The organism is Leptospira adleri, assembly GCF_002811985.1.
Taxonomy (GTDB): domain Bacteria; phylum Spirochaetota; class Leptospiria; order Leptospirales; family Leptospiraceae; genus Leptospira; species Leptospira adleri.
Genome location: NZ_NPDU01000007.1, coordinates 37,308 through 63,305, shown reverse-complemented (window position 1 = coordinate 63,305; position 25,998 = coordinate 37,308). Strand labels below are relative to the sequence as shown.

The 25,998-nt window shown below is 43.1% G+C and carries 21 protein-coding genes and 1 pseudogene; 14 read left to right on the top strand and 8 right to left on the bottom strand.

The genetic code is table 11. The features are described from left to right. Nucleotides 1–417: a MaoC family dehydratase gene (locus CH376_RS04135; protein ID WP_100786781.1), complete on the top strand. Its 417-nt coding sequence runs from the start codon at nt 1–3 to the stop codon at nt 415–417. Here the strand turns inward: CH376_RS04135 and CH376_RS04130 are convergent. Next, nucleotides 414–2,513, bottom strand: coding sequence for a SpoIIE family protein phosphatase (locus CH376_RS04130; protein WP_100786782.1), 2,100 nt, complete (start codon nt 2,511–2,513; stop codon nt 414–416). The genes CH376_RS04135 and CH376_RS04130 overlap by 4 nt on opposite strands. A gap of 157 nt (nt 2,514–2,670) precedes the next feature. Between CH376_RS04130 and rssA the strand changes: the two genes are divergently transcribed. The 3 genes from rssA (at nt 2,671) to CH376_RS04110 (ending at nt 5,414) form a co-directional block, all read left to right on the top strand. Then, on the top strand, nt 2,671–3,558 hold the full coding sequence (gene rssA, locus CH376_RS04125) for a patatin-like phospholipase RssA (RefSeq protein ID WP_100786783.1): 888 nt from the start codon (nt 2,671–2,673) through the stop codon (nt 3,556–3,558). 441 nt (nt 3,559–3,999) lie between these two features. Continuing rightward, on the top strand, nt 4,000–4,791 hold the full coding sequence (locus CH376_RS04115) for a tetratricopeptide repeat protein (protein ID WP_100786839.1): 792 nt from the start codon (nt 4,000–4,002) through the stop codon (nt 4,789–4,791). Between the two features lie 8 nt (nt 4,792–4,799). Further along, nucleotides 4,800–5,414: a DUF2062 domain-containing protein gene (locus CH376_RS04110; RefSeq protein ID WP_100786840.1), complete on the top strand. Its 615-nt coding sequence runs from the start codon at nt 4,800–4,802 to the stop codon at nt 5,412–5,414. On the opposite strand, the gene CH376_RS04105 is transcribed toward CH376_RS04110, so the two are convergent. Both CH376_RS04105 and CH376_RS04100 read right to left on the bottom strand, forming a co-directional pair. Beyond that, nucleotides 5,411–6,466, bottom strand: a complete 1,056-nt coding sequence (locus CH376_RS04105; RefSeq protein WP_100786784.1) for a 2-dehydropantoate 2-reductase — start codon at nt 6,464–6,466, stop codon at nt 5,411–5,413. The two genes, CH376_RS04110 and CH376_RS04105, sit on opposite strands and share 4 nt — an antisense overlap. Before the next feature lie 144 nt (nt 6,467–6,610). Continuing rightward, on the bottom strand, nt 6,611–7,534 hold the full coding sequence (locus CH376_RS04100) for an esterase/lipase family protein (RefSeq protein WP_100786785.1): 924 nt from the start codon (nt 7,532–7,534) through the stop codon (nt 6,611–6,613). 405 nt (nt 7,535–7,939) lie between these two features. Here CH376_RS04100 and CH376_RS04095 point away from each other — a divergent pair, with 405 nt between their 5' ends. The 4 genes from CH376_RS04095 (at nt 7,940) to CH376_RS04080 (ending at nt 13,510) form a co-directional block, all read left to right on the top strand. Then, nucleotides 7,940–9,685: an N-acyl-D-amino-acid deacylase family protein gene (locus tag CH376_RS04095; RefSeq protein WP_100786786.1), complete on the top strand. Its 1,746-nt coding sequence runs from the start codon at nt 7,940–7,942 to the stop codon at nt 9,683–9,685. Between the two features lie 66 nt (nt 9,686–9,751). Further along, entirely contained in the window at nt 9,752–11,122 is a 1,371-nt protein-coding gene (locus CH376_RS04090; protein WP_100786787.1) for an MBL fold metallo-hydrolase RNA specificity domain-containing protein, read from the top strand. 1 nt (nt 11,123) lies between these two features. Further along, a complete protein-coding gene (locus tag CH376_RS04085; RefSeq protein WP_100786788.1) occupies nt 11,124–12,626 on the top strand; it encodes a thymidine phosphorylase family protein in 1,503 nt (500 codons plus the stop codon). Nucleotides 12,627–12,634: 8 nt separating this feature from the next. Then, nucleotides 12,635–13,510 carry a ribose-phosphate pyrophosphokinase gene (locus CH376_RS04080; protein WP_100786789.1) on the top strand — a complete coding sequence of 292 codons (876 nt, stop codon included), beginning with the start codon at nt 12,635–12,637 and terminating at the stop codon, nt 13,508–13,510. On the opposite strand, the gene CH376_RS04075 is transcribed toward CH376_RS04080, so the two are convergent. Both CH376_RS04075 and CH376_RS04070 read right to left on the bottom strand, forming a co-directional pair. After that, entirely contained in the window at nt 13,507–16,116 is a 2,610-nt protein-coding gene (locus CH376_RS04075; protein WP_243394780.1) for a SpoIIE family protein phosphatase, read from the bottom strand. The two genes, CH376_RS04080 and CH376_RS04075, sit on opposite strands and share 4 nt — an antisense overlap. 224 nt (nt 16,117–16,340) lie before the next feature. Next, entirely contained in the window at nt 16,341–17,705 is a 1,365-nt protein-coding gene (locus CH376_RS04070) for an OmpA family protein (protein ID WP_420843520.1), read from the bottom strand. 118 nt (nt 17,706–17,823) lie between these two features. On the opposite strand from CH376_RS04070, the gene cutA reads away from it, so the two are divergent. The 3 genes from cutA to CH376_RS04055 are packed head-to-tail and all read left to right on the top strand — an operon-like array spanning nt 17,824 to nt 19,745. After that, complete coding sequence (cutA, locus tag CH376_RS04065) at nt 17,824–18,144, top strand: divalent-cation tolerance protein CutA (RefSeq protein ID WP_100786790.1); 321 nt, start codon at nt 17,824–17,826, stop codon at nt 18,142–18,144. Between the two features lie 24 nt (nt 18,145–18,168). Continuing rightward, nucleotides 18,169–19,002 carry a patatin-like phospholipase family protein gene (locus CH376_RS04060; RefSeq protein ID WP_100786843.1) on the top strand — a complete coding sequence of 278 codons (834 nt, stop codon included), beginning with the start codon at nt 18,169–18,171 and terminating at the stop codon, nt 19,000–19,002. A 2-nt stretch (nt 19,003–19,004) separates the two neighbouring features. Then, entirely contained in the window at nt 19,005–19,745 is a 741-nt protein-coding gene (locus CH376_RS04055; RefSeq protein WP_100786791.1) for a GNAT family N-acetyltransferase, read from the top strand. 241 nt (nt 19,746–19,986) lie between these two features. On the opposite strand, the gene CH376_RS04050 is transcribed toward CH376_RS04055, so the two are convergent. Both CH376_RS04050 and CH376_RS04045 read right to left on the bottom strand, forming a co-directional pair. After that, nucleotides 19,987–21,249 (bottom strand): amidohydrolase family protein, encoded by a 1,263-nt coding sequence (locus tag CH376_RS04050; protein WP_100786792.1) that lies wholly within the window; start codon nt 21,247–21,249, stop codon nt 19,987–19,989. A gap of 144 nt (nt 21,250–21,393) precedes the next feature. Then, a complete protein-coding gene (locus CH376_RS04045; RefSeq protein ID WP_100786793.1) occupies nt 21,394–22,020 on the bottom strand; it encodes an LIC_10572 family protein in 627 nt (208 codons plus the stop codon). Nucleotides 22,021–22,172: 152 nt separating this feature from the next. On the opposite strand from CH376_RS04045, the gene CH376_RS04040 reads away from it, so the two are divergent. From CH376_RS04040 to CH376_RS04030, 3 genes are read left to right on the top strand one after another with little or no spacing between them, the layout of a single operon-like run. Continuing rightward, entirely contained in the window at nt 22,173–23,462 is a 1,290-nt protein-coding gene (locus CH376_RS04040; RefSeq protein WP_100786794.1) for a homoserine dehydrogenase, read from the top strand. Nucleotides 23,463–23,473: 11 nt separating this feature from the next. Next, the gene (locus CH376_RS04035) at nt 23,474–23,797 is read left to right on the top strand and encodes a hypothetical protein (protein WP_100786795.1); all 324 of its coding nucleotides are present in this window, start codon (nt 23,474–23,476) and stop codon (nt 23,795–23,797) included. A gap of 13 nt (nt 23,798–23,810) precedes the next feature. Continuing rightward, nucleotides 23,811–24,182 carry an STAS domain-containing protein gene (locus CH376_RS04030; protein WP_069608659.1) on the top strand — a complete coding sequence of 124 codons (372 nt, stop codon included), beginning with the start codon at nt 23,811–23,813 and terminating at the stop codon, nt 24,180–24,182. Here the strand turns inward: CH376_RS04030 and hflX are convergent. Beyond that, nucleotides 24,143–25,984 (bottom strand): annotated as a pseudogene (hflX, locus tag CH376_RS04025) (GTPase HflX). The gene CH376_RS04030 and the pseudogene hflX overlap by 40 nt on opposite strands. Between the last annotated feature and the right edge of the window lie 14 nt (nt 25,985–25,998).

Genomic DNA, 25,998 nt, shown 5'->3' with positions numbered 1-25,998 from the left:
ATGAGTAAGATTGATTTTGATAAAATTGAAGTCGGATATGAACTTCCACCTCTCAAAACGGGCGCGATCACACACGCGAATCTCGTACGTTATGCGGGAGCTTCCGGGGATTTTAATCCGATCCACAACGATCCGGATTTCGCAAGAAAGACGGGACTGGACGGAACGATCGCGCACGGAATGTATGTGATGGCTCAACTCGGAAGACTCTGCACTTCTTGGGCCGATCAAAAACAAATCCGCGAATTCGGAGTTACTTTTAAGAATATGACCAAACCCGGACAAAAACTCACTTGCACGGGAAAGGTAAAACGGAAGAAGGAAGAAAACGGCGAAAAACTGATCACGGTTTCCATAGAAGCAGCAGACGATTCCGGAGAAGTCAAATGCTCCGGTGAAATGGTAGTTGTCGCTTAACCTTTTTTTGTAGAATACGATTCCACGGCTATGACGGTGATGTCGTCGTAGCGTGGATTGTCTCCCCTCGTCAACTCTTCGATCTTGATGATCTCTTGAATCAAAGTATTCAGACTATTCTCTCTTCCTTCGTGAAGACATTTCGTAATCAATTCCATATTGTATTGTTTCGTATTTAAGGAATCCTTCATACGATTTTCGATGAGTCCGTCGGAGAACAACAAGAGTCTGGATCCGGTCGGAAACGGAATCGTTTTTGAAGCGATTTCAAGAGATTCGAATAAACCCAAAATCGGCCCGGTCTTATGGATCAAAGAAGGAAATTCGTTCGGCATGTGCAGAATTTGATCCGGATGACCGGCGGAAGCATAGGTGAATTCTTCTTTTTCGATATCAATGTCTCCGATCAAACACGGAAAGATACTCTCCAAAGAATCGAACTTTTTCAAAAATCGAAAATTCAATTCCTTCAGAATCTGGGCCGGATTCTCCAAGTTCTTGAGTTCTTCGTATTCGGTCTTTAAGGCCATCGTCATCAAAGACGCTTGTACGCCGTGACCCACCGCATCCGCGATCATCACTCGAATCTTTCCTGGAAGAATTTCGGACACGTCCAAAAAATCGCCGCCCACTTTTTCCAAAGGCATATATTCGTAAAAGAACCGAATGCCCGAGATAGACCGATCCAACGGGGTCAGTATCTTTCTCTGGACGTTCTGCGCGATTTCCAATTCCCGATTGATCTGAATGATGTTATCGTTGAGAACTCTCGTTCGGTCTTCGATCTTTTGGACGAGTTGTTCCTTCATCTCGAACAATTCCAAGTTGGAAGTTCTTAGATTGAGAGCCAATTCTCTTGTTTCCGCGAACTTGCGGGATCTTTCCGAGGCCAGCAAAAGCGATTGAAGAAAGACGAAAAACACGAGCGCATAGTGCGAAGTCTGAATACTTCCCGTTTTCAAAACCCGCGCGTAAAACAAATCCACTAAAACCGCGATAAACAGAATTCCGGAACCGTAAAGAATATAGGTGTAATTTCTTTCCTTTTCAAAATCGATCTTCAAAATCGTATAAAAAAGATATGATATGACGATTAGAATAAAGTAGTGATAAATGGAAATATTCTGATTATTGAATTGCATATCTCCGAACAAAGTTACGATCGAAAACAGGATCGAAAAAATCACGCCCGCATTGATAAACTTTCGATTTACATACGGCGCAAAGACGGAGCTGAAAAAAAGAAGAAAAAACGGAACGCTTACGGATAACGTCAAGTGATTGATCTTATTGATCCAGGACCAGGGAACCTCGGGAAAAAAAAGCATTATAATTTTTGAATTGATCAAAGAAGTTCGAAGACAGATGACCAAGCTGTACATTCCGAAATACAAAGGGGAAACGCTGCTTCTTAAATAAAGATATTGAAAGATATGATAGATCCCCATGATCAAAAGACTGCTGAAAGAGAAGATATCGAAAAAAAGCGTGAGCGCCCTTGAAACGCTCGCGGAGTCCGCGGGTCCGATCGAAACCGGAAGCAAAATGCCCGGAATTGTCGAAGTAAAATTGGAGATAAAAATTTCGATCTGGGCTTCGCCTTCGTCCGCGGCAAATAAAAAATCCCTCGGTTCGATTCTAGGAACGGTTGTTTCGGCGGTCAATCCGGGAGTTCCCCCTTCTCCGATGAGTTCGCCGTTTATCTTAACGCGATATGCGGAAGATACGCTGCCCAAAGAAACCGAAAGAATTTTATTCTTCCAGATTTCGGGAAGAAACACCTTGAGCCGATAGGTCGCATAACCGAATTTAGGGAAGGCCTGGTGACTTTTCGTTTCGTTTGTCCAGGACCCGGGAACGCTGATATACCCGATGGAACGATTTTCGATCTTATCGTCCGGTTCCTGAAGCCAATTGAATTCCCATTCTCCGTTGAGTTTGGTCATTCCGAAATTGGGATCCTGGATTCCTCTCAGATCGATCTTGCCTTGGTAAGCTCTGAGCCCGTCGCCGGCTTGCCAAGGCGAGGAGATCATTACCAGGATAATTAAAGCGAACGGACCAATTAGGAAAAAAAATATTTTTGAAAATTGCATCTCGAATTTTGATCCGTTCCGAATTAAAGTTGAAATTCAATTGATGGTCGTCAATTGCATATAACAACTGACGGATTATTAAAGGTAAAAAATTTCCATCTGACTGGATCTTTTTCATTTTTTCAAAGAATCTTATATAAAAAAAGAGGGAAACCCGTTGAAAAAGGACAAAAAAAGAATCGTAGGCTTGGCTTTGGGGAGCGGTTCGGCCCGGGGATGGTCGCATATCGGCGTTATACGAGTCTTGGAATCCTACGGTTGGAAACCCGATATCATCTGTGGAACCTCCATAGGATCGATCGTAGGAGCTTTTTACGCCGCCGGCAAGCTCGATCGTTTGGAAGAATGGGTCCAAACCTTGGAATGGAAAGATATTTTGGGATTTATGGATATTTCTTTCGGCGGAGGTTTGATCAGCGGGAAGAAACTATTCGATTTTTTCGAAAAAGAATTTAAAGATCTCAACTTCGAACATCTCGAAAAAAAATTCGGAGCCATCGCGACGGATATAGACAACGGCGCCGAAGTTTGGTTGAGAGAAGGTTCCGTTCCGGAAGCCGTCCGCGCGTCCATATCGCTTCCCGGAATTTTTTCTCCCGTAAATCGGGAACAACGTTGGCTCGTAGACGGCGGGCTCGTCAATCCGGTTCCCGTTTCTCTCTGTAAGGCGATGGGCGCCGAGTTCGTAATCGCAGTCGATCTAAATCAAGATCTTCTGGATCGAAAGGATTCTTCTGAAGAAGTAAATGAGAAGGATAACAACCGGAAATCCTTCATGTCGCGTTTTTGGGGAAAGGATTTGGATGAGAATCTTCAAAAAGAAAAGGATGAAAAACCGGGAATGATCGAAGTAATGTCCAAGAGCATCAACGTTATGCAGATTAGAATCACACGAAGCAGAATGGCCGGTGATCCGCCGGATCTAATCATCGCACCAAGGCTCAGAAACATAGGTCTCATGGAATTCCACAGAGCAAAGGAATGTATCGAAGAAGGAAGAAAGTCCGCCGAACTGGTCGCAAGTTTTTTGGAAAACCAGCTCTGAATTCTTTTTTCATCTAAGAATGTTACGAAGATTCCTTGAAAAAAGATATGTTGTTTCTCTTTCCGGATTGCGTTTATCGAACGATCTTGGAATCTTTCTGTGTAACGAAAGAAAGATCGATTTTTTTGAGAAGTTTAGAAAAGGATGCGGATCCAATTGCAGGACTTTTCTCTCAAGTTGAACGCGATTTGGAATCTACACATTCGCAGTCGGTTGATTTGTGGGAGTTCCGACAAGGAGACATTTTACTTGCAAAATTCTGATTTTCTGATAGGGAAAAGTCGCTCCATGTTTTCCACCTCCCACCCCTCCACCCAAGATCAGGGTGGGGCGCGCCTTTCACGGTAAGACTTGTCGTTGTTACGACGTTTTTTTTTAAGAATGAACTCGGATTTTCGGGTAAGGATTTCAGACTCTCTCAAAGAGGATTCAGACAAACGTATGAAAAAAACAAATCCGAATTTTAGAATTCTAATCGCTCTTTCGTTTATTACAATTTCATTATTCTTCATCCTTGGAAACTGCAACAAAAAGGACTCCATTTCTATTTTAGAAATTCGAGACCTTACCGAAAAAGACAATTTGGTTGAAGCACTTCAAAAAGCGGAAGAAACCTTAAAACAAAAAGGCGACACTCCGGAGCTTTTGTATGTTCGCGGTTGGATTCGTTATCTCCAAAAAAACCAGAACGCCGCGGAAAAAGATTTTACGAAATGTCTCTCCTTGGATCCGAAATCTCTGGATTGCAAACGCGGTTTGGGACTCGTCTACGAATCCGATAAAAATTACAAGGAAGCAGAAAAAATCTTTCAGGAAGCGCTTTTGATTGCTAAGGAAAAAGGCCCCGATTCGGAAGCCATTCTTCATGAGAATTTAGGAAGCCTTTATTTACGTCAAAATTTGAGAAAACAAAGTCTGAGCGAATTTCAAAACTCGATTTCCCTTTCCGATAAAGGGGACGCTTATTACGGATTCAGCCTTTGCCTAATCATGGAAGGGAATTCGGAAGGCGCAATCTCTTCTTTGGAAAAAGGAGTCACCAAAGTGTTCCGAGGCAAAGCTCTAAAATCTGAATCCCATTTTTTGTTATCTAAATTTTATTTTGAAAAGAGAAAAGATCCGGTCAAAGCGGAGGAAGAAGTCAAAAAGGCGATCGAAATCTTCCCACTTCACAAAGAATATCTGAATGCTTTACAAACTTATACAAAGGAAAGAATCAAATCCAATCTTTGATTCCAATCATGATAAAAGCGGTTTATAGACTTATTCATCAGCAAATCATCCTTCCCTTTCAACAATCGCACGCTCCGGTAAAAGAGGTCTGCTTAGGAACTTCGATCGGACTTTTTTGGTCCCTCACCCCTTTGATCGGAATTCAAATGTATCTCGGTTTGATCACTTGGGTCCTTCTTCGAATCATTGGAATCCGTTTTTATATGCCGATCGCAATCGCGATGATCTGGATTACAAATCCGGTAACGCTCCCCTTTTTCTATTATATCTTCTACGTCACCGGAGCGTTCGCTTACAACATTCTAGGATGGAATATGGCTTTGATGAGCTTCGATCGCATTTTGGAAGTGATCAATCATTCCAGTTCATTGGAATTGTACGAAGGCCTGAAATACTGGAGTTCGTTTTTGATAAACGACATGGGCGCTCCTATGTTTCTGGGGGGATTTTTGATAGGAATTCCCTCCGCGTTCGCGGGTTATCCGATCACAAAATCTCTCTTGAACGGATTCCGTGAAAAACAAGCAGAAAAAGAAGGCCTGACCTTGAAGGAATGGGAAGAAAAATACATCCGTAAAGACGCAGATAAAGCTAAATCGATTTGGAATATTCTAAAAGACTAATCTATTTTTATCTTCATTTTTTTTGCAAGCTCTTCGGCGCTTAAATTCAAAACGGTCGGATTGGTTTCTGCCTCTTTGATCAGACGAACGACCTCGCGATTGAGGGGCGCGGAATGTCCCATCACGTCGGCAAGTTTGATCACTTCTCCGTTCAGAGAATCGATTTCGGTGGGTCTCTTTTGCATCAAATCCTCCCACATGGACGAACGCGCCTGTGGATCGATCTTAACCATTCCAGATGCGATTCTAAAAAAAAGAAAATCGGGAAGATTCAAGATAAACGGCGCCAAACCCGGAATCATCTTTCCAGAACGAACCGGTTGAATTTCAGCCAGCCTTAAAATTTCCAGAGATTCCCTCATGAGTTTGGAAAGAATCTTGCGATAACCCGGTTTCGAAATTTCATTTTTTAGAGTCAGCCCGGAAAGGGCATTCAAAGAATTATTCAAGTTAAAGATCAGCTTTCCCCAAAGGACCCCTCCGATATTTTTGTGGGTGTTCGCCGGAAGACCGGCGCGATTTAGAATGGAAACAACGGATCTTCCCGAACGAGAATCTTCCACGACGAGATTTCCGCTCGTTCCTTTGTGAAAATGACCGTTTCCTTTGGAGACGACGTTAAAGGGAACCATTCCCGCCAAGACTTCGACCGGAAGATTTTTCAGACCTTCTCTCAAAACTTCGGCGTTTCTAACTCCATTCTGAAAGCTGATTACGATCGGCAGAGCGCCGGAAACGGAATGCATCTTTTGTCTTTTTTCAAGAATTCCACCGAGCTCTTGCGCAAGTTCCTTCGTGTCCTTCGACTTTACCGTGACGAGGAAAACATCCGCGCCTACGACGCCCTGAAGAGAAGTTGTATAAGGAATCGAACCGGGAGAAAGCACGATTTCATTGCCGGTAAAATCGGTGATCTTTGCGCCGAAAGTTTTCAATTCATTCTGAATTCTTTCTCGGCCATAGAGAGTGACTGAATTGCCCGCGGCTAGCAATTTACAACCGAGATAAGTTCCGATGCTTCCGGAACCTAAAATTGCGAACGAAGGTTTCATAGGGAATGGTATTGAATCGAAACCAGGATTTTTATTCTACAACTATTGACAGTTAGTCGGTAAAAATCATAGAAAAAATAAAAAAAAGGACCCCGCGCCGAAACGCGGAATCCTATCTTGCACTGTTACTGGAATTTTAGGAAACTATTGATTCGCTTTGGCGTTAGAGGCCATTGCGAGATAATATCCTTCTACGTCATACCAGGTTTGACCGGAAAGCAGAGTGTTGGATGCTTCGAGATGATCGATCCCGGTAGTGAGGATTCCGTAAGAAGGACCACCCTTCCAAGTTCCCCATTTTTGAGAAGTCGCAGGAACCAGACCGTCGTTATCGCCGCCTTGTCCGTTGAAAACTCCTCCCGCCCAACAAGCAGGATAAAGAATTCCCATCAGCGGATGTTGGATCAGATCCGGAATGGTAATGGTAGAACCGTAAGAATAGTATTTAACGCCTGATTTATCAGGAGTATAACCGTTGAAAGTAGCCATTCCGCTGGTAGTCAAGGAGTTCAGTGCCTTGATCGCGTCCTGTTGTCCGCCGCCGTAAACCAGTTGAACCACGACTCCAAGAACCGCAGAAACGAAAGGTTTTGCCCAGCTTGGGATTACAGCGCTCACGATATCAGCGATCGGGCTTCCTCTGTGCGGAGAGTTAAGCGTAGTCAGGGTGGAAATTTTGCCGGACATTCCCAAATTGGAAATCATATAACGGCTATCCAAACCACCTTGAGAGTGACCGAGGACGTGAACCTTTGTAAAGCCGTTAGCGGCCATATAAACGTTGATCTTGTCTCTTAATTCCGCGCCTCTTGTCTCGTTGGACTGAGCCGCTGTTTTTGTTGGAGCGTAAACACTCGCGCCTTGATTTCTCAAGTAAGTGTCCATTCCACCCCAATAATTTACGATATTGATGACTCCGCTGGAATCAGTTCCCCAACCGAATAATCCGTGAGAAAGTACGATTGGATACGAACCGGTTAGCGGTTTAGAAGAAGACCCGCCGCCGGATGCCATTAAAGAACCCGTTAAAAGGAAACTCATCAGGATCAATAAGCTTAATTTGCGCATTTCAATTACCTCAATTCTCTTCACTATTGTTTTTCTTTTGATTGGTTTTCGCTTTGGTCTTCTTCGCTTGTAGTGTTTGATACACCGAAGTAGGAGAATAAACCTATGTAAATCTCTGTCAAGAGGATTCGTATAAAAAAGATGTTTTTTAAATAATGAACATTAGTTCATTATTTTTTAGACATTTAGGTCGTTTTATAATTTTCACACCCTTTAGGTGATGGCCTAAATTATCCAGAATCGCCGATTTAGACCATTTTATACATAACAAACGATATATTATTTGTGTTTTATACTTAACTATAGAATTTCACAAAATTAAAATGTTTGACTAAAATTCAGGAACGCTTCCGATCCACTGGAAAAGCACGTGTAACGTACACTTTCGGGAGTTTATTTTCAAGAATGAAGACCTATGATTGGATTATTAAAAACGGACTATTTTTTGACGGAACCGGGGCGCCTCCTTCGATCCGTCACCTGGGAATCAGCGCAGGAAAATTGATAGAAATCAGCGATTCTCCCTTGAACGAAAATTCCGCGGAAAAAGTTTGGGACGCTCAAGGACGTTGGATCACACCGGGTTTTATCGATTTCCACACACACTACGACGCCGAGATCGAAGCAGCGCCTTCTCTTTCCGAATCCCTCCGTCACGGAGTTACGACCGTCACGCTCGGAAGCTGTTCTTTGAGTCTGGCGCTGGGCTCTCCCGAGGATTTGGCGGACATGTTTTCCAGAGTGGAAGCGATTCCCAGGGACCAAGTGCTTCCGCTCTTACAAAAGAAAAAGACCTGGAACACTCTCAAAGAATATACGGATCACTTGAATCAATTGCCCCTCGGACCCAACGTGACTTCCTTCGTCGGCCATTCTTCCATCCGGGCTTACGTTATGGGATTAGAAAGGTCTTTGAACAAGGACGTAAAACCGACTCAGGAAGAAATGACTCGTATGGAAGCGCTCCTTCAAGAAGGAATCGACGCGGGTTACCTCGGACTTTCCATCAATACGCTCCGCTGGGATAAAATGGACGGAACCCGATTTCGAAGCAAACCGCTTCCGTCTACGTTCGCTTCGTGGTCCGAGTATAGAAGTTTCAACAGGATTCTAAGGAAGAATGGGAAAATCTTTCAAGGAGTGCCTAACGTTTCCACCAAAGTGAACGTCCTGTTATTTTTCTGGGAAAGTATAGGAGTGTTCCGCAAAAAATTAAAAACGACGATCATCTCTTTGATGGACCCGAGATCCAATCGAACTCTTTATCTACTTGTCGCAAGTATCGCGCGTCTTATCAATCGATTCTTCGGAGCGGATTTCCGCTTTCAAGCGTTACCCGAAATTTTCGATCTTTATGCGGACGGAGTCGACGTAGTAGTATTCGAGGAATTCGGCGCCGGCACCGCGGCGATCCACCTCGCGGATCTTGTGGAAAGAAAAAAACTTCTTCTGGATAAAGGTTATCGAAAGTGGTTTAGAAAACAATGGACCAACTTTTTTCTTCCGAGGGTTTTTCACCGCGACTTCAATCAAGCCACCGTTGTGGAATGTCCGGATTCTTCTTTGATCGGTAAGACGTTTTATCAAATCTCGAAACAAAGAAAGGAAAACGTCGTAGATACGTTTCTCGATCTTTGTGCGGAATACGGAAACGATATCCGCTGGTACACGGTGATAGCGAACGATCGACCGGGGCCTTTGAAATTCATCATCAGTCATCCGGATGTCCTGATCGGATTTTCCGACGCCGGGGCGCATCTTCGAGGAATGGCTCATTACAATTTTCCTCTTCGAATGCTAAGGCTTGTCAACGACGGAATCCGAGAAGGTAAACCATTCTTAACTTTGGAAAAAGCGATCTGGAGATTGACGGGTGAAATCGCGGATTGGTTTGGAATCGACGCGGGACGTCTTCAAAACGGTTCCCGCGCCGATATCGTGATCTTAAATCCGGAAGGTTTGGACAACTCCGTAGAAGAGATTCACGAAGCTCCTCTGGAAGAATTGGGCGGAATCGTTCGTCTGGTCAGAAGAAACGATAAAGCCGTGGACGCGGTCTTTGTGAACGGAAGTCTCTGCGTACAAAACGGAAACGTATTGAAGGACGTCGGGAAGAAAAAGGGATTGGGAAAATTCTTAACCGCTCGATGATTTATATCAAGTTCGTGTGAAAATATTCTGATTGTTTTTTCCCATTTCAAAAGCGTCCCTTAAGAAATGAGTTCAACCGTTCAAATTCATTTCTTAGGCGCTTCCGGAACCGTCACGGGTTCCAAATATTTAATCGATACAGGCAAAACAAAGATACTCGTTGACTGCGGACTTTTTCAAGGTCTCAAAGAACTCAGACTTTTGAACTGGAGCACTCTTCCGGTCAACGCTTCCGAAATCGATTGGGTATTGCTTACCCACGGCCACTTGGATCATACGGGTTACATTCCGAGACTCGTCAAACAAGGATTTCGCGGTAGAATTTTAGGAAGCGCTCCCACTCTTGAAATCGCCGAGATCATATTAAAAGATTCCGGTAAAATTCAGGAAGAAGAAGCCGACCGGGCCAATAGAGGCGGATATTCGAAACACAAACCCGCAGTTCCTCTTTACGATCTCAAAGAAGCGACGGCTTCCCTTACGTATCTCTATTCCTCCGAATTGGATCATTGGAAAGATTTGGGTGAGGGAGTTCGAGCAAGATTTCAATACAACGGACATATTCTCGGCGCCACGTTCATCGAGATGGAAATTTTCGGTAAGTTATTCGTCTTTTCGGGCGATATCGGAAGACCCGAGGACTTTCTTCTTTATTCTCCTCACAAACCCAAAAAGGCCGATTATCTTTTTATCGAAAGTACTTACGGCAATAGAATTCATCCTAAGAATCCGGAAGAGCAATTGACAAAAATATTAAACGAAACCCTGGAAAGAAAAGGAACCGTTATCCTTCCGAGTTTCGCGGTGGAAAGGGCGCAAAGTCTGATGTATCTCCTCTGGAAACTAAAGTCGGAATCGAAGATTCCCGATGTCCCGATGATAATGGATAGTCCGATGGGCCGAAACGTTTTCGAAGTTTTTCAGACTCACACGAAGTGGCATAAACTTTCGCCGATCGAGTGTTCTCAAATTTGGGATTCGTTTCAAAAGACGGAATCGATGAAGGAGACTCTTCAATTCGCAGAAAACCATTCCCCTAAGATCGTAGTCGCCGGAAGCGGAATGGCGACCGGAGGAAGAGTTCTCACATATCTTCAAAATTATTTGGAAGATCCGAATTCCACCGTTCTTTTATGCGGGTTTCAAGCGGCGGGAACGAGAGGAAGACAACTGCAGGAAGGAAATCACGAAATCAAAATCTACGGCAAATTTTATAAAGTTAAGGCGCAGGTTCGGTTGATCGAAGGCCTTTCCTCTCACGCGGATCAGGACGAAATCATCGACTGGCTGAAAGAATTGGAAAACAAACCGACCGAAACTTTTATCGTTCACGGTGAAAAAGGAGCCTCGGACGCACTTCGCGTCAAACTCTCCGATCGTTTCAACTGGAAATGCACCGTACCGAACTTATTCGATATCATAGAATTGGAATTATAGAATGCAACAAAGGACCGAAACTCTTTATCTCAAAAATTTAGGAATCGACACCAATCAGGAATACGTCGTCTTTTTAAGAAGGGATTGCCCCGTTTGTAAATCGGAAGGTTTTGTCGCGCTCAATCGAATCGAAGTGACCGTCGGAAATAAAACGATCATCGCCTCTTTGAATATCATCGAAAATAAAATTCTCCAGAGAGGCGAAGCCGGGCTTTCTGAAAGCGCCTGGAACGCCGTCAAAGCGAAAGAAGGCGACTTAGTTCAACTCGCGCACTTGCAGCCGGTTCAATCGATGCACGACGTTCGTTCCAAAATGTACGAGAATCGACTAAACGAAGCTGCGTTTCATCGGATCATTCAGGATATTAAGGATGAAAAATATTCTAATATAGAAATCGCTTCGTTTATCACCGCATGTTCGGGGGATCATCTCAATCTGGAAGAAATCAAATCCCTCACCAAAGCGATGATCAACGCAGGATCCGTCCTAAAGTGGAACAGCAAAGTAGTAGTCGACAAACACTGCGTAGGCGGTCTTCCCGGAAACAGAACGACGCCTATCGTAGTTTCGATCGTCGCGGCTGCCGGACTTACGATTCCTAAAACTTCTTCGAGGGCGATCACTTCGCCCGCCGGCACCGCGGACACGATGGAAACGGTAACCACAGTGAATCTTAATCTAAACAAAATGAAATCGGTCGTGGAACAGGAAGGCGGTTGTATCGCTTGGGGAGGATCGATCGGCCTAAGCCCGGCGGATGATATTCTGATTCGAGTCGAACGCGCATTGGAAGTCGATAGCCTGGGTCAAATGATAGCGTCAGTTCTTTCAAAAAAGGCCGCCGCAGGTTCGACTCACGTCGTCATAGATATTCCCGTCGGAAAGACGGCGAAAATAAGAACCGAAGAAGATGCAGAAAAGCTAAAATACTATTTCACGGTGGTGGGAAAATCGGTCGGTCTGAAGGTAAAAGTGATCATATCGGACGGATCCCAGCCAATCGGACGCGGAATCGGCCCTTCTTTAGAAATTCAAGATTGTATTTCAGTTTTAAAAAACGAACCCGACGCTCCCCAAGACCTAAGGGAAAGAGCCCTTTTTATGGCGGGAAGTATATTAGAATTTTCTGATTTATTTAAACGACAGAATGGAATCCAACTAGCGAAAGAGATTTTAGAATCCGGAAAGGCTTGGAATAAATTCCAAGCGATTTGTACCGCTCAGGGCGGGATGAAACAACCCACGGTCGCGGGATTTCATCTCAACGTTCTTTCGGAAAAGTCGGGGACGGTAAGCGAAATCGACAATCGAAGGATCGCGAAAATAGCGCGACTCGCTGGCGCTCCTAGTTCACCCTCTGCGGGAGTTTTATTCTTATCTCCCGTTGGGAAGATGGTGGAAAAGGATGAAATACTTTACACGGTTCATGCCGAATCCATCGGAGAATTGGAATACGCCTCCGACTATTTAAGAACTCAAAAAGACATCGTAACGATTCTTTAAATAACTATATGAAAAAAATATTATTCTCTTTTCCCGAAAACGATTCTTTGGCAAAATCCGTTTCTCTTCTTTCCGGAATCGTCATAGGAGAAGCGGACTTCGGACATTATCCCGATGGAGAATCCCACTGTAAAATTCTCGAAGACGTAAAGGGATCCGAAGTCTATCTTCTGTGTTCTTTAAATCAACCCGATTCTAAAATTCTTCCTTTGATTTTTTTCTGCGAAACCGCCAAATCCTTGGGGGCTTCCAAAGTCCATCTCATATCGCCTTATCTTTGTTACATGAGGCAGGACAAAGTATTCCAAAAGGGGGAAGGAATAACGGCGAAGTATTTCGCGACTTTTTTATCAAACCACGTGGATTCCTTATTAACGATCGATCCTCATCTTCACAGAATCAAGAACTTAAACGAAATCTATAAGATTCCGGCAAAATCGGTTCACGCAACTTCGCTTATCGCCGAATACGTTCGGAAGGAAATTCAAAACCCGGTTTTAATAGGACCGGATGCGGAAAGCGATCAATGGGTAAAGGAAGTCGCCGAACTTTCCGAATCTCCCTTTACGGTTTTAGAAAAGATAAGAAGAGGAGATCGAGACGTTGAAGTCAGCATTCCGCACTTGGAAAAATACAAAGACTCTACGCCGGTTTTAATCGACGACATCGTATCGACGGGAAAAACGCTGATCGAAACGATCAGACATCTGCATGCAATAGGGATGAAGCCCGCGATCTGTATTTGTGTTCACGGAATTTTTGCGGAAGACGCGTATCAAGAACTGATCAATTCGGGCGTCGAACTCGTCGCAACCTCGAATACGATCGAGCACATCAGCAATCGTATCGACGTAAGCAAATTGTTAAGCGACAATCTATTTTAACCGTTCCTGTGATCGGGAACGGGTTGATTAAGCCGAATTCTTATTCTTTTTGCGTGAGAGTTCGTCGGATCGAGTTGATCCACTTTTTCGAGAAGTTGTATCGTCGTTTCCCGTTTGTGAATAAAAAGATAGGATTCGGCGAGGTGAGCAACGTTATTTAAGAATTCAGGTTCGCGCAGCATCACACGTTCACCCAATTCCACGGCCTGACGATAACGATTGAATTTTTTGTAAATCAGAGAAGCTATGAACATATTCTCCACGTCTTCCGGAAAATCGGAAATGAGTTTCTCGAAAATCGATAGGGCCTCTTCATACTTTTCAATTTTATAATATACTCTAGCGAGCTCCTTTTTAAACGCCGCTGGAATGAGAACGTTTTTGTTTTTTATTTGCAAATCCTCCAGATAGGAAGCGGCCCCTTCCCAATTCTCGGATTCCAAATATTTGAGATAAGACGTATCAGGAAACGTTTCCGAATTTAGTTTTTCGAAAGGATGAAAACGAACCGGCTCTTTTAGATAAGAAAGTTTGACGATACTCAAATCGTCCGTGAGTTCTCCGAAATTCCGGAGCGACTGAACTACAAGTCCCAAATCCCCTCTGGATTCTTCGATCCGTTTTAAGAATTGAGATTCGTCTTCGTTTATCAATCTGATTCCGTCCGAATCGATTCCCAATAAAAGGTCGTCCCTTCCGTCCGATCCGATAAATATGGAATCGCCTTTTTCCAAAAAGAAAGTTTTCACCTTCATCTTACTTTCCAAACCGGTGATTCCTATTTTACGAAGTTCTAATTTATCTTCGATAAACGAAGCGACTCCGTCCCTGTAGAGAACCGTCCACGGATGTTCCGCGTTTAAGAAGTAGAGGATTCCGGATTCTAAATCGACCAAACCGAGCACGACTGAAATCAACATGGAACCGTCGAAAGACTCGAATATATTTTGGAGTTCGGAAAAACAGTCTTTGAGCCAGACCTCGGGAGGTTTTGATTTATAAGAGGAAACCGTTTTCGTCCTAGAGAGGAAGGAACGGAATACAACCCCTAAGACCAAGGCCCCTCCGGCGCCCTGAATGGATTTCCCCATAGCGTCGCCGTTTACAAAAACGAGATACCTTCGATTTTTTAAAGTCAATTCGTCCGCGATGATGATATCTCCGCCGATTTCCTTTTTCCACTGCTTGAATTCGAAATGTTTTTTCTGACGGCTGAAACCTTCCAAAGTGATAAAATCGTTTTGAAGATGATGTCGGATTAACGGATCCAGCAGAAGTGACGTCAAAAAATAATCTCCGTCCTGTTGAATCTTTAATTCTTGAATCTGGCTGAGAGTGTCCTGCAATTGACCCGTTCTTTCTTTTACTTTTTGATCAAGATCCAGATTCAATTCTTCCACTTCGTTGTGAACTCTCAGAAAACGATTCGCGAGAATAAATACGATCCCGAGCTCGAACGTAAAAAATCCGTATTTTAGAAGTCCATAATTTTCGAACCACGGAAATAACTGCATGGAACCGATCAAATCGGCTACCGCGGATGCGATCAAAATGATAAACCCCGCAAAAAGACGAACAGAATCCTGATTCCTTCTGATAAGCGCGCGAAACATAATGAATAAAGAATATAGTACGAACACAAAAATCGAAAACTGCCATATCTGGAGAAGAGTTGTACAAATAATTCTACTTGAAAACGGAATCAACGAGGCGAGAGCGACGGCGAAAAACTGATAAAAGCGGGAAATAGAGCTGATCTTCGATTCGAAAAACGTATCCAAGAACAACAAAAAGAAAGTCGGTATGTTGAAAACTACCATGTATTCTATTTTCATCTGGAGAAAAGGATCCAGATTTAACTCGTACACGGAATTGCTTCGCAGATAAATATATGCAGAAAGAAGAATAGAGAAGAGTCCGAAGAAAAGATTATACTTCTCTTGAGGACGTTTAAAGTAAAAAAGAGAATGATAAAAGCCGACGAAAAGATATAAAAACAAAAGCATCAACGTAGAACGTTCCGAAAGAATAGATGCGTTTCGAGATTGAAGATCTAAAAGCGGAGGAGTGGAATCAAAACTCGCGTAAGCATCCAGTTCCTCGCCGGGATCCGCAGAAAGCACCGCTCTGATTTCATTTTTACCGATTCGAACCTTATCTTCGGGAATACTAATAATTATGTGTCTTCTAAATCCGTTTTTTAAAATCCTTCCCCCGGAAACCAGTCCCCCCTCGCCCACCTTATGACCGTTAAAGAAAACTTCGTAAACGTTTGTGAATAACGGAAAGTGTACGGAAAGACCGTCTGCGTTCAATTCTTCGATTTCGGATTTGGAAATTTCTATTTTTTTCAGGAGCGTTACGGTATGCGGAGAATCCTCCGGGAAAGAAAAACTTCGAAGCAACTCTTTGGAAATCGGAAGCGAGTCAATTTTTTTCCAACTCGGATCGTCCTCGAAAAGACTTACGTTTTTACCGACTGAAAGTTTCCAATCCTTAGTAAGAACCGTAGGAAAGGCAAAAAGCTCGACGGATACGAATAACAAAATTGATAAGAGAAGTCGATACCGAAAGGAAGTAGTCTTTTTTGTAATACCGTTATTCACCTTTGCTTCCACCGAAGCGTCTTAGATAATTTTGAATTCAGAATTTGCAAGAATTAATAGACCCGGAGTATAAGAAATTCAAACCGTTCAAATTCGAATCAAATCGATAAATAATTTACAAAAATCGGAGGTCGCATTGATTTTGTTAGCCGAGAAGAACGTAGATCATCACTTTTGAACCTTTGTTCTTCGGCGTCTTTCAATTCGAATCTAAATTACGAACTTCATTCCATGACGATAGTAATGTCCACGCGACGATTCTTTTGTCTTCCCTGGATCGTCGTATTATCGGCGATAGGCTTACTCTTTCCATAACCTTCGTAAGACAACCTCTTTTCTTCCAGACCTTGTTTGTCCCGAAGTTCTTTTAAGACGGAAAGCGCCCTTTCTCTGGAAAGTTTGCGGTTGTATTCTTCTCCGCCTGAGTTATCGGTATGGCCGCTGATTCTAATTTCTCGATCGCCGTATTTTTTTAGAACGGAAGCGATCTTTTCCAATTCTTGTTTCGCTTCGTCTTTGAGTTCGGAACTGTTGTAATCAAAAAGAACCGAGTTCAAAGAAATAGCGATTCCTTCTTCCGTCCTTCGAATTTCTACGGGAGGTCCGGACGGTTTTTCATTCTGCGGACGCGTATGATTGTCTTCCTCTTCGGGCCAATTCAGACTTTCACGACCGGGCGGTCGTTTCGAATTCTTAACCGAATCTTTTCCGTGTTCGATTCCGGTTGGAAGTTCTCCTCCGAGAATTTTTCTGATCTCTTCCGCAAACTTATCCTTATCGTTATCCGTCAACTTCACGTCTTTGCGATAAACTCCGTGGATATCGAAAGACATCTCTTGCGCTATTCCGTTTTGATAAACGAAGGTGTAAGCCAGTTGCACTCTTTTATACTGTGGAAGTCCCAAGTTTCGATCAAAGTAAACCATTCCTCTTGCGAATCCGTAAATTTTAAGAGGAACTCCTTCTTGACCCATTTGAGAATCATAGTAAAGAGTATAATTGTATTCTATACGGTCGGCAACACCGGAGAGTTTTTGAAACTGCCATTGATCTTGTCCGTGATACTTATACTTTGCTAAGACCGTGATCATAACTCTTCCGCCGGGAAATTGAAAACTTTCCGTTGCGGGTTGCGTCCATTCTTCTCCGATCGCAACCGGTCTTTCTGAAAAGCTCGGCAGCGAACGAAGATTAGGCATACTGTATTCTTGAGGAACCTTATATTGACCTATCTCCGTGATTTGAAATTGGCTCTTATAAGTTTTGTCTTTTCGAAAAGCAGGATCGACTTCGGGAAAACGACTGTAAGTATCGAAGAATCCGTCCAGAAGACAGGATTGTTTTTCGCAGGATAAGGTTTCCAATAGAATTCGATTCTTATCCTCTCTTTTGATTTTTCTTCCCTGACTTACCAACTGAACCCTGTGATATTCGTTTAACTCCACGGTTTCGCCCGGAGTCAACTTCCAACGAAAGAGAACTTTCTCAGGCTCTTCGGACGTAAGAGGCCCGAGCACAAAGAACATAAAAAGAAGAATGAAGTATTGCGGTTTACGAAGGAAATTTTTGCCGAAGATTTCAGTATTCATAGTTTTAAAAATTTCCTTCATACTTTTAGTTTCGTAAGAATTCTCTAAAACATGAGAAAAGACCAAAAAACTCTCGGAAAAAAACGGCGATTCTGACGAAAAATAAAATTAGAATTCTATGGAACCAAGGCTCGTATATATTACCGCGAAGAATGAAAAAGAAGCCCTGAAGATAGGGAAAACTCTTGTGGAAGAAAGACTGGCTGCCTGTGCGAACATTCTTCCAAAGATGAAGTCAATTTATCACTGGGAAAAAAAGTTGGTCGTAGACAACGAAGCAGTCCTAATCGTAAAGACCAAAAGCGAACTGATGACCGAACTGACTCTGAGAGTCAAATCTCTTCACAGTTACTCGGTCCCCTGCGTGGTTAGCCTTCCCTTATTGGAAGGAAATAAGGATTATTTCAACTGGATGTTCGGAGAAATCATTCCGGAATAAAATACATTAAATAAAAATAATATGATTCAGATACACGTTAAACAAAAATTTACCGCCCTCACCTTTAACTCCGCTTTTTTCGGTTTTTACGCCCACGCAGGTTTTGCAAAGGGTTTGTCCGAAATAGGATTTCATCCTTCAAAGATCACCGGTTGCAGCTCTGGGGCCTTGATCGGTTCGTTAGTCGCCGCGGGCGTTCCCTCCGAGGAAATGACGAACTTGATTCTAAACTTAAAGAAAAAAGATTTCTGGGAAGGGAATCTGATCACAAATTTTGTAAAGCCCATTCGAAAAGGTCTTAAAAATTATTCTGGAATTCTTTCCGGAAAAAAAATCAAAGAATTATTAAAACCGCATTTAGGTCACAAGAAGATCGAAGACCTTCCGATTCCGATGGGAGTTTCGGTTTCAAACATCACGAAGCAGATTCGGGAACTCAAAACCAAAGGAGATCTGATCGATCAAATTCTCGCTTCGATGACGTTTCCTTTTTTGTTCGAAATACAAAAGTTAGGCGAAGAAGAATTCATAGACGGAGGAGTCGCCGATCAGGAACCGATCAAAGAATTGATCCTAGATAAATCGATCCGTAAAATCGTCGTACATAGCGTTCGCACAAAAAAAGGACATTCGGAAAGAGCGATGATCCGCGCGTTTCATTCTTCAGTTCAAATCATTGAGAACGAAACCAGAGAACTAAAGGAAATGCTGGCCAAGCAGTATAAAAAACAGATTCTTAGAATCGAAACCGTAACTCCTTACATCGACGCGAACCAACTCAAACACGGAAAGGAAGCGCTGGAAGAAGGAAGAAAGAACGCTCATCACTGGAAGAAAAAAATTCTATCACCCGCGTAATTATGAATTCGGACCTTTTCGAAATTACGAAAAATTATACGGATTTACACCGTGTTCTTTCCGATCTGATCGGGTCCCCGATTTTGGATCGTAAAAATTTTGTTTTTTATTCCAACGCGGATTCGGATTGGTTTACAAGAATCGTTTTAAAAGAGACTCTTTCTTCCGCTTCTTTAAAAGAGGAAATTCAAACGCTGAGAGAAGAAGGTTATCGATCGGCTGTGCTCGATTTCTTGGATTCCCGCGATCATGAAACCGTTCTTGAGGAACTCGGATACGAGGACTGCAACAAACAATGGGGGATGTATTTATCGGGAGATCCGTTTTTTTCCTCCAAAAATTCTATAGTTGATAATTATAATATTAGAAAAATAGAAAGCGATGAAGAATTAAGAACCTGGCTTAAAATCGTAAACGTTTCCTTTGGATCGGACGATCGCGAAAATTTATATCTAAAATTGCTGAATCGGGATTCCTTTCGTATCTTCGGAGGTTTTATAGATCAAACGATGGTTACAACGGGAATGACGTTCTTCAACGGAAAATCCTTCGGACTTTATTCGATCACGACAGAATCGGCGCAGAGAGGATTCGGTTACGCGTCCATTTTGGTTCAAAGTATCTTGGAAGAACTTAGAAAAGAATTTTCCGGAATTATAATTTTACATGCAACGGAAATGGGAAAAGGGATCTACGAAAAACTCGGCTTTCAAAAAGCGATGCTTCTTCGTCATTGGAGCTGATTCAGCGGAAGTTTTTAAGAAAAAAAGGAAAGGAAACTTTAAAAAAGAGAACTGGACAAAACCCGTCGTAACTACGACAGTCCTCCGTAAAAGTCGCGCGCCCCGCCCGAGTTAGGGTGGTGGAGGCGGGTCCGCGGGAACGAATTGAGAGATTTGTCTCTATCACAGAAATTGCATTCTGCCAAGAAAAATTCTTCTTCTCGCATTTTGTCGGAATTCCGACGGAAAAACAATTTTTGATTTATCGAATGGAACTTCCCATAAAATAAACCGCTTCAATCGAACCGGGAAACGTAAAGTTTTCAAACGGAGACCATCCCGATTTACTTTTGATTTCTTTTTTCTCAAAGGTCTTCGGCTTTTTCAAATTCAGAACGGTAAAATTGGCGGCATAACCGGTTTCGATTTTTCCGAATCCTTTTCCGTATTTTTCCGGGAGATATTCGTTTACAAAATCTCCCGGATTCTTGGCGCAGATCTTGGCGATCGTTTTTAAATCGACTCCCGCTTTTAGAATCAACCATGTTACAAAAAGTGAATATGTATCCAATTGGGAAATCCCGCTCGTTCCCTTTTGTTTTTCCTCGATACTGTGGGGCGCGTGATCGGTCGCCAAATAGTCGATCCAACCTTCTTTAACGCCTTCCAACATTCTCTCACGATCTTCTTTTCCTCTAAGAGGAGGATTCATCTGGAACCAATTCCGATTCTCTTCGGTTAACATCGATTTGTCGAAGAATAAATGAGTCGGGGTCACTTCGCACGTGAGCTTCAATCCCTTCTTCTTTGCGGCTTTGATTTTTTCCAAACCGTCTCCAGTCGAATAATGACAGAGTTTTCCTCTGAGTTTGTATTTTTCGATCAGATACAAGGCAAAGTCGGTCGCCATGGTTTCGGCTTCCGCCGGACGACGATCTTCGTGTAAAATTTCGTCCTGATGTTTTTCCAAAATTTCAGGATCCTCACAATGAAAGCTGATATTCTCGCCTTCATAATTGCGGATCGTTTCTTCCAAGGCTTGGTTGTTATGAAAGAAAAGTTCTCCGATGCTCGGACCCATAAAAACCTTATAAGGAACGGACCGTTTTAACGGCTTCGTGTTCGGCCCGATTCCGGCGTACAACGTTATGTGAATCGGAGATTTGTCCGCGAGTTTTCTTTTTTTTAAATAACTTTCCTCGTCGACCGGAGGAACCGGATTGTTCGGCATATCGGCGACATGAATCACTCCTCCGTTGATGGCGGCCGCGCTCGCGGAAAGAAAATCCTCTTTATAAGTATGTTTTCCGCTCTCGTCTTCCCTTGCGTGAATATGAATATCGCCGAAACCGGGAAAAATCACGGTTTCGTTCGGATCATACCAAACTTCTTCCTTTGTTTCCTCTTTGTCTACGTCCAATCCCACAAGAACGGAACGGATCAATCCGCTGGAAGAATCCCATTCGACCGTCCCATGAAAATCTTGTTCGTGTGTTACGATTCTACCGGAAATTTTTTTTATCATGAGGAAGTCCTATCGTTCTGGATTCTTTTTAAATTGTTTCTTTGAAGAGGAAGAATTTTATCGAAGTTTGAAAAGTGGCATGGAATACGGAAAAAAGTTTTCCGAAAGAGATGATCTGCCCCTTTCGGATTTCGACCGAGGAGCTTATTTTACGCAGATCACGTTATACTTCATTGTTCCTAGGCTACTCGTTTCCGTTCCATCTTTGAAATTTACGGAATAGTAATAACCGGAATCCCCTTCCGGACTGGACGACCAGAAGACTCCTGCGTTTCTCAATTTAGCATCCGCCCTCTTGCTGAAATTCTTGAGCTGATCCTTTCCAGGAAGACGTTTGGATCTTTCATCGCAGATTTCTTTCGCTTCCGCCCAAGTGACCGATTTCTGAAACGTATCGTCCCAGCCTCGTTTTCCATAAACGGGAGTTTTTGTGTGATAGTTTTCGCAAATGAAATAACTGAAGATTCCTAAAAGTACAATACTTCCGCTTAGAATCGCACCCGCTAAGTATCGTCCTCCTTCTTTCGGAGTTCTTACTTTCGGAGGATTTTTTTCCATCGCCAATTCCTGGCTTTTACGATGGAACTCTTGATTTCTCTGAAAATTCTTCCCTTGTTGCTGGCGTTGTTGATGAGAATGTCTTCGATTCCCTTCTCTGGACTCATTGCCGCCTCGGTTGGAATCTGCGTTTTCCCGATTCTTCTCATTCCCTCCCGAACCTTTTTGATTTGAATTATGTTTCTTTCTGGGAGGCCTTCTTTTGTTTGCCATTTGGACCTGTGTTTTTGGATTTAAAAACTTATCTTTGATTCGTACCAGAGAAATGAAATGTTGTAAATTAAAATTTCAATCCTTCCCGGAACGATCCCTTTTCGAATGAAAATTGAGTGAATCTTCCCCGCAAATTTCGAAGATGGTAATCCATGGAACGCATTCGAATCGGATTGATTGGTGCCGGAACCGTCGGGTCCGGGGTTCTCGAAATTCTCAAAAAAGAAAGCGCCGCGTATCGCGAGAAATACGGTCTGGATCTGATTCTTTCCTCGGTCTCCACCAGAACTCCCGATAAAATCAAAAAAGAATTACTCAACTTCCCAAATTGCAAATTAGAATCCGACTTTCATAAAATCATTTCCGATCCTGAGATCGATATGGTTTTGGAACTCGTTGGCGGAACCGACGTCGCTTATACGATCGTAAGCGAATCTTTGAAAAACGGAAAAACCGTTATCACAGCAAACAAGGCGCTCCTATCTCAAAGAGGAGAAGAACTTTTCTCCCTTGCACGGGAAAAGGGTTTGGAAATCGGAATGGAAGCCTCCGTCGCAGGAGCGATCCCGGTGATCCGTTCCATCAAAACCGGACTCGGCTCGGATTCTTTTCTTTCCCTTTACGGAATCTTAAACGGCACAACGAATTTTATTCTTTCCAAAATGGAATTGGAACACCTCGATTATTCGGAAGCGCTTCGAATCGCGCAGGAATTAGGTTTTGCTGAAAAAGATCCGACCTTCGATGTCGAAGGAATCGATACGGCTCATAAAATTAGTATATTAGGAAGTTTAGCGTTCTCGCAAAAAATTCCTTTACAGAGCGTCCAAATCGAAGGTATAACAAAGATTAGCAGGTTGGACATTCAATTTGCAGGCGAGCTCGGTTATAGAATCAAACTTCTCGGCTTGGTTCGAAAAATTTCGGATCAATTGGAAGCAAGAGTTCAACCCGTGATGATTCCGGTGAAACATCCGTTCGCTAATATCATGAACGAGATGAACGCGATCTACTATCAAACCGCATATGCAGGTCCTGGAATGTTCGTAGGAAAGGGCGCCGGTTCTTTACCGACCGCTTCCTCGGTTGTTTCGGATATTCTCTATTACGGAGCGAGAAAAAACAAAGGTTTGGCTCCGGAGAAAAACTTATTTCCTCCGGCAAGCGTCTCCGAAGCGAACGGTTCCTTGGTGCGATACTATCTCCGGTTTACGACCGTAGATCTTCCGGGAGTTCTTTCCGAAATCTCTAAGGTTTTGGGAGATCACGGAGTTTCCATCTCTTCAGTAAGACAGAACGAAACGGAAAAGGAACCGGTCGAAGTTGTCGTGATTACGCATCCGGCTACCGAAGAGAATATAAAGAAATCATTGAAGATCATAGACGGGCTTTCTTTGATCCGCCACGCTTCGGTCGCGATTCGATTAGAGGATAAACTCTAAAAATTCTCCGGATGAATTGGAAAGACTTTACTTTGTCTTTGCATTTTGAGGAGAATGGGGAACATCTGGACTTATTCCTGGATTCGGGCGAAGAACAAGAACTTTTGACGTACGGTTCTTCCCAGGAGAATTTGGATGATTTTCTAAAGGGTCACGTTGTAGAATTTGAAAAAAAACGTTCTCATAGAAGGGCGTATCTGAAATACGAAGGTTCGATTCCCCAAAGAGGAAGAATCGAAATTGTGTTAAGAGGGAAGTATCGAGTCGATGAGCTTCAAACAAGCGAGAAAGTCCGACTGAAATATAGAGAAGGGAAACTTTATCCGGAGCGATAAAATAGGAATTTTCATGGCGAGAGTAGAATTCGATTCATTGTATATTGAGACGACCAAATCCAGTCTTCCGAATAAGGAAGTCCTTCTCGTTGTATTCAACGGTAAGGTGACGAACTCCAATTCTTTTGAGATTTCCCGTAAGATACACTTTATCTTCGAAGAGGAAGTCTATAATATCATTCTAGACCTTTCCGGTCTGGAATACATCAACAGCGTGGGAGTCGCGACGATTCTTACTTTAATCAAAACGGTGGACCAACATTCCGGAAAGATCGTAATCGGTGGACTCAATCATTTCCTCGAAAACGTAATCCGATTGATGGAACTTCCGAAAAAAGTAGAAATTTACAACTCCGTAGAAGAAGCCAAAAAAGCCTTTTCGTAGATTCTTTCTTCCAAAAGATCCAAAAGGGTTTTTAAACCCCAACCCTGATACGCGGATACTAGAACCGTGTCCGCGTGAGAATCGATTCCTAAATCTTCCTTTAAGTCCGCGATCGCTTCCAAGCCGGGTCCATGATTCAGGGAATTCTTAGCCGTTTTTTTGAATTCGCTGCCGTAACCTTCCTTCAACGCGAGAGTTTTAAACTTTTCCAACTGATCGATCTTGTTAAAAACCTGAATCATCGGTATATGAGAAAGTTCTAATTCTTCCAAAATCTTTTCAACCGCTTCCATCTGGAGTTTGTAATCCGGATTGGAGATGTCGACTACGTGCACGAGAAGATCGGAATCGCCCAATTCTTCCAGAGTCGCTTTGAAGGCGTTGGATAACTCGGGCGGAAGATCGTGGATAAATCCCACCGTATCCGAAATGATGATTTCTCTTTCTTCCGGAAACCGGATTCTTCTCGTAGTCGGATCGAGAGTCGCGAACAACTTGTTCTCGGAAAGAACCTCGCTGTTGGTAAGCGCGTTGAGCAACGTGGATTTTCCGGCGTTCGTATAACCTACGATACCGACCACCGGAAGTTCGTTTTTCTTTCTCTGACGTCGATTGATCTCCCTTCTTTTTTTGAGGGATTTGAGTTCGACTTCGAGTCTTGTGATTCTTTCTTCGACTCTTCGTTTTCCGATTTCAAGTTTGGTTTCCCCCGGTCCTCTTCCTCCGATTCCACCGGTCAGCCTCGACATGTTGTCGTCTAGTTCCGTAAGTCTTCCCTTCAGATATTTCAACTGAGCGAGTTCTACTTGTAATTTACCGTCTCTGCTCTTCGCGTTTCTCGCGAAGATATCAAGAATGAGTTGGGTTCGATCGATCACCTTGATATCGGCGATATCGGAAATTTTTTTCGCCTGAGAAGGAGTGAGTTCGAGATCGAAGACGAGAAGTTCCACGTGTTTCTGAATCGCCTTTAGAATGATCTCTTCCAGCTTTCCTTTTCCTAAAACCGTGGAAGGATCCAGACGATTTTTTTTCTGAACAAAGGTATCGACCACGTGCACTTCCGCGGTTCGACAGAGTTCCTTCAATTCTTCCATTGAAAGAGAAGGATGTCTTCCTATATTTCTTTCGGGATAAACGCCGACCAAAAAGGCGCGGTTTTCCTTTTGTGCGTCTTTGAGATTTTTTCTAAAACGGGAAAGTTGGGATTCTATTTCTAAAATTTCTTCGTGAATTCCTTCCTTGAGTTGTCCGGGATATTGTTTCGGAAGAACGGTCCAGAGTTCGTCCTCCGATTCCGGATTAAAATGGGCGGAGAAATATCCGTTCGGATTTCCGGAAGAATCCATCGTTACCGCAGTAATATAATCCAAACGCAAAAGCGCCAAGTCGGTCAAATCCTCTTGGTTGAGCGATTCTCCCTTCAAATGTGTGTGAACCAAACGAAGACCGCGCAACCTCGCTTCGGACGTCCGAAGCCGATCCAAGAAAGGAATTTCGATGGATGTATCGGATCCGACTAACACGTGTGTAACGTAACCGGAGCGATCGATGAGAATTCCGATTTGTTTGCCGATTTCTAAGGATAATTCGCAGAGAGTGCGTGAAATTTCTTGACTAACGATTACGTCTTCCCGGATTCTTTTCTCGGAAATTTTTTTCAGTCTTTGGATTTGGTTGGATTTGAGGCCGTTGAGGTTACCGCTGAGCTTGCTAATAAAGAAATTCTCCCAATAGCTAAAACTTAACAGGTTCCTCGTCTTCCGTCAAGCATTCCGGTCCTCGGAAATCATGCTTGTCATGGAAAAAAATAGAA

What these genes read in the sequence shown, in the direction of transcription:
- CH376_RS04040 (WP_100786794.1), top strand. Translation starts at nt 22,173, where the DNA reads ATGGAACGCATTCGAATCGGATTGATTGGTGCCGGAACCGTCGGGTCC.
- CH376_RS04115 (WP_100786839.1), top strand. Translation starts at nt 4,000, where the DNA reads ATGAAAAAAACAAATCCGAATTTTAGAATTCTAATCGCTCTTTCGTTT.
- CH376_RS04070 (WP_420843520.1), bottom strand. Translation starts at nt 17,705, where the DNA reads ATGAATACTGAAATCTTCGGCAAAAATTTCCTTCGTAAACCGCAATAC.
- CH376_RS04035 (WP_100786795.1), top strand. Translation starts at nt 23,474, where the DNA reads ATGAATTGGAAAGACTTTACTTTGTCTTTGCATTTTGAGGAGAATGGG.
- CH376_RS04135 (WP_100786781.1), top strand. Translation starts at nt 1, where the DNA reads ATGAGTAAGATTGATTTTGATAAAATTGAAGTCGGATATGAACTTCCA.
- CH376_RS04105 (WP_100786784.1), bottom strand. Translation starts at nt 6,466, where the DNA reads ATGAAACCTTCGTTCGCAATTTTAGGTTCCGGAAGCATCGGAACTTAT.
- cutA (WP_100786790.1), top strand. Translation starts at nt 17,824, where the DNA reads ATGGAACCAAGGCTCGTATATATTACCGCGAAGAATGAAAAAGAAGCC.
- CH376_RS04110 (WP_100786840.1), top strand. Translation starts at nt 4,800, where the DNA reads ATGATAAAAGCGGTTTATAGACTTATTCATCAGCAAATCATCCTTCCC.
- CH376_RS04090 (WP_100786787.1), top strand. Translation starts at nt 9,752, where the DNA reads ATGAGTTCAACCGTTCAAATTCATTTCTTAGGCGCTTCCGGAACCGTC.
- CH376_RS04055 (WP_100786791.1), top strand. Translation starts at nt 19,005, where the DNA reads ATGAATTCGGACCTTTTCGAAATTACGAAAAATTATACGGATTTACAC.
- CH376_RS04095 (WP_100786786.1), top strand. Translation starts at nt 7,940, where the DNA reads ATGAAGACCTATGATTGGATTATTAAAAACGGACTATTTTTTGACGGA.
- CH376_RS04130 (WP_100786782.1), bottom strand. Translation starts at nt 2,513, where the DNA reads ATGCAATTTTCAAAAATATTTTTTTTCCTAATTGGTCCGTTCGCTTTA.
- CH376_RS04030 (WP_069608659.1), top strand. Translation starts at nt 23,811, where the DNA reads ATGGCGAGAGTAGAATTCGATTCATTGTATATTGAGACGACCAAATCC.
- CH376_RS04085 (WP_100786788.1), top strand. Translation starts at nt 11,124, where the DNA reads ATGCAACAAAGGACCGAAACTCTTTATCTCAAAAATTTAGGAATCGAC.
- CH376_RS04100 (WP_100786785.1), bottom strand. Translation starts at nt 7,534, where the DNA reads ATGCGCAAATTAAGCTTATTGATCCTGATGAGTTTCCTTTTAACGGGT.
- CH376_RS04045 (WP_100786793.1), bottom strand. Translation starts at nt 22,020, where the DNA reads ATGGCAAACAAAAGAAGGCCTCCCAGAAAGAAACATAATTCAAATCAA.
- CH376_RS04080 (WP_100786789.1), top strand. Translation starts at nt 12,635, where the DNA reads ATGAAAAAAATATTATTCTCTTTTCCCGAAAACGATTCTTTGGCAAAA.
- CH376_RS04050 (WP_100786792.1), bottom strand. Translation starts at nt 21,249, where the DNA reads ATGATAAAAAAAATTTCCGGTAGAATCGTAACACACGAACAAGATTTT.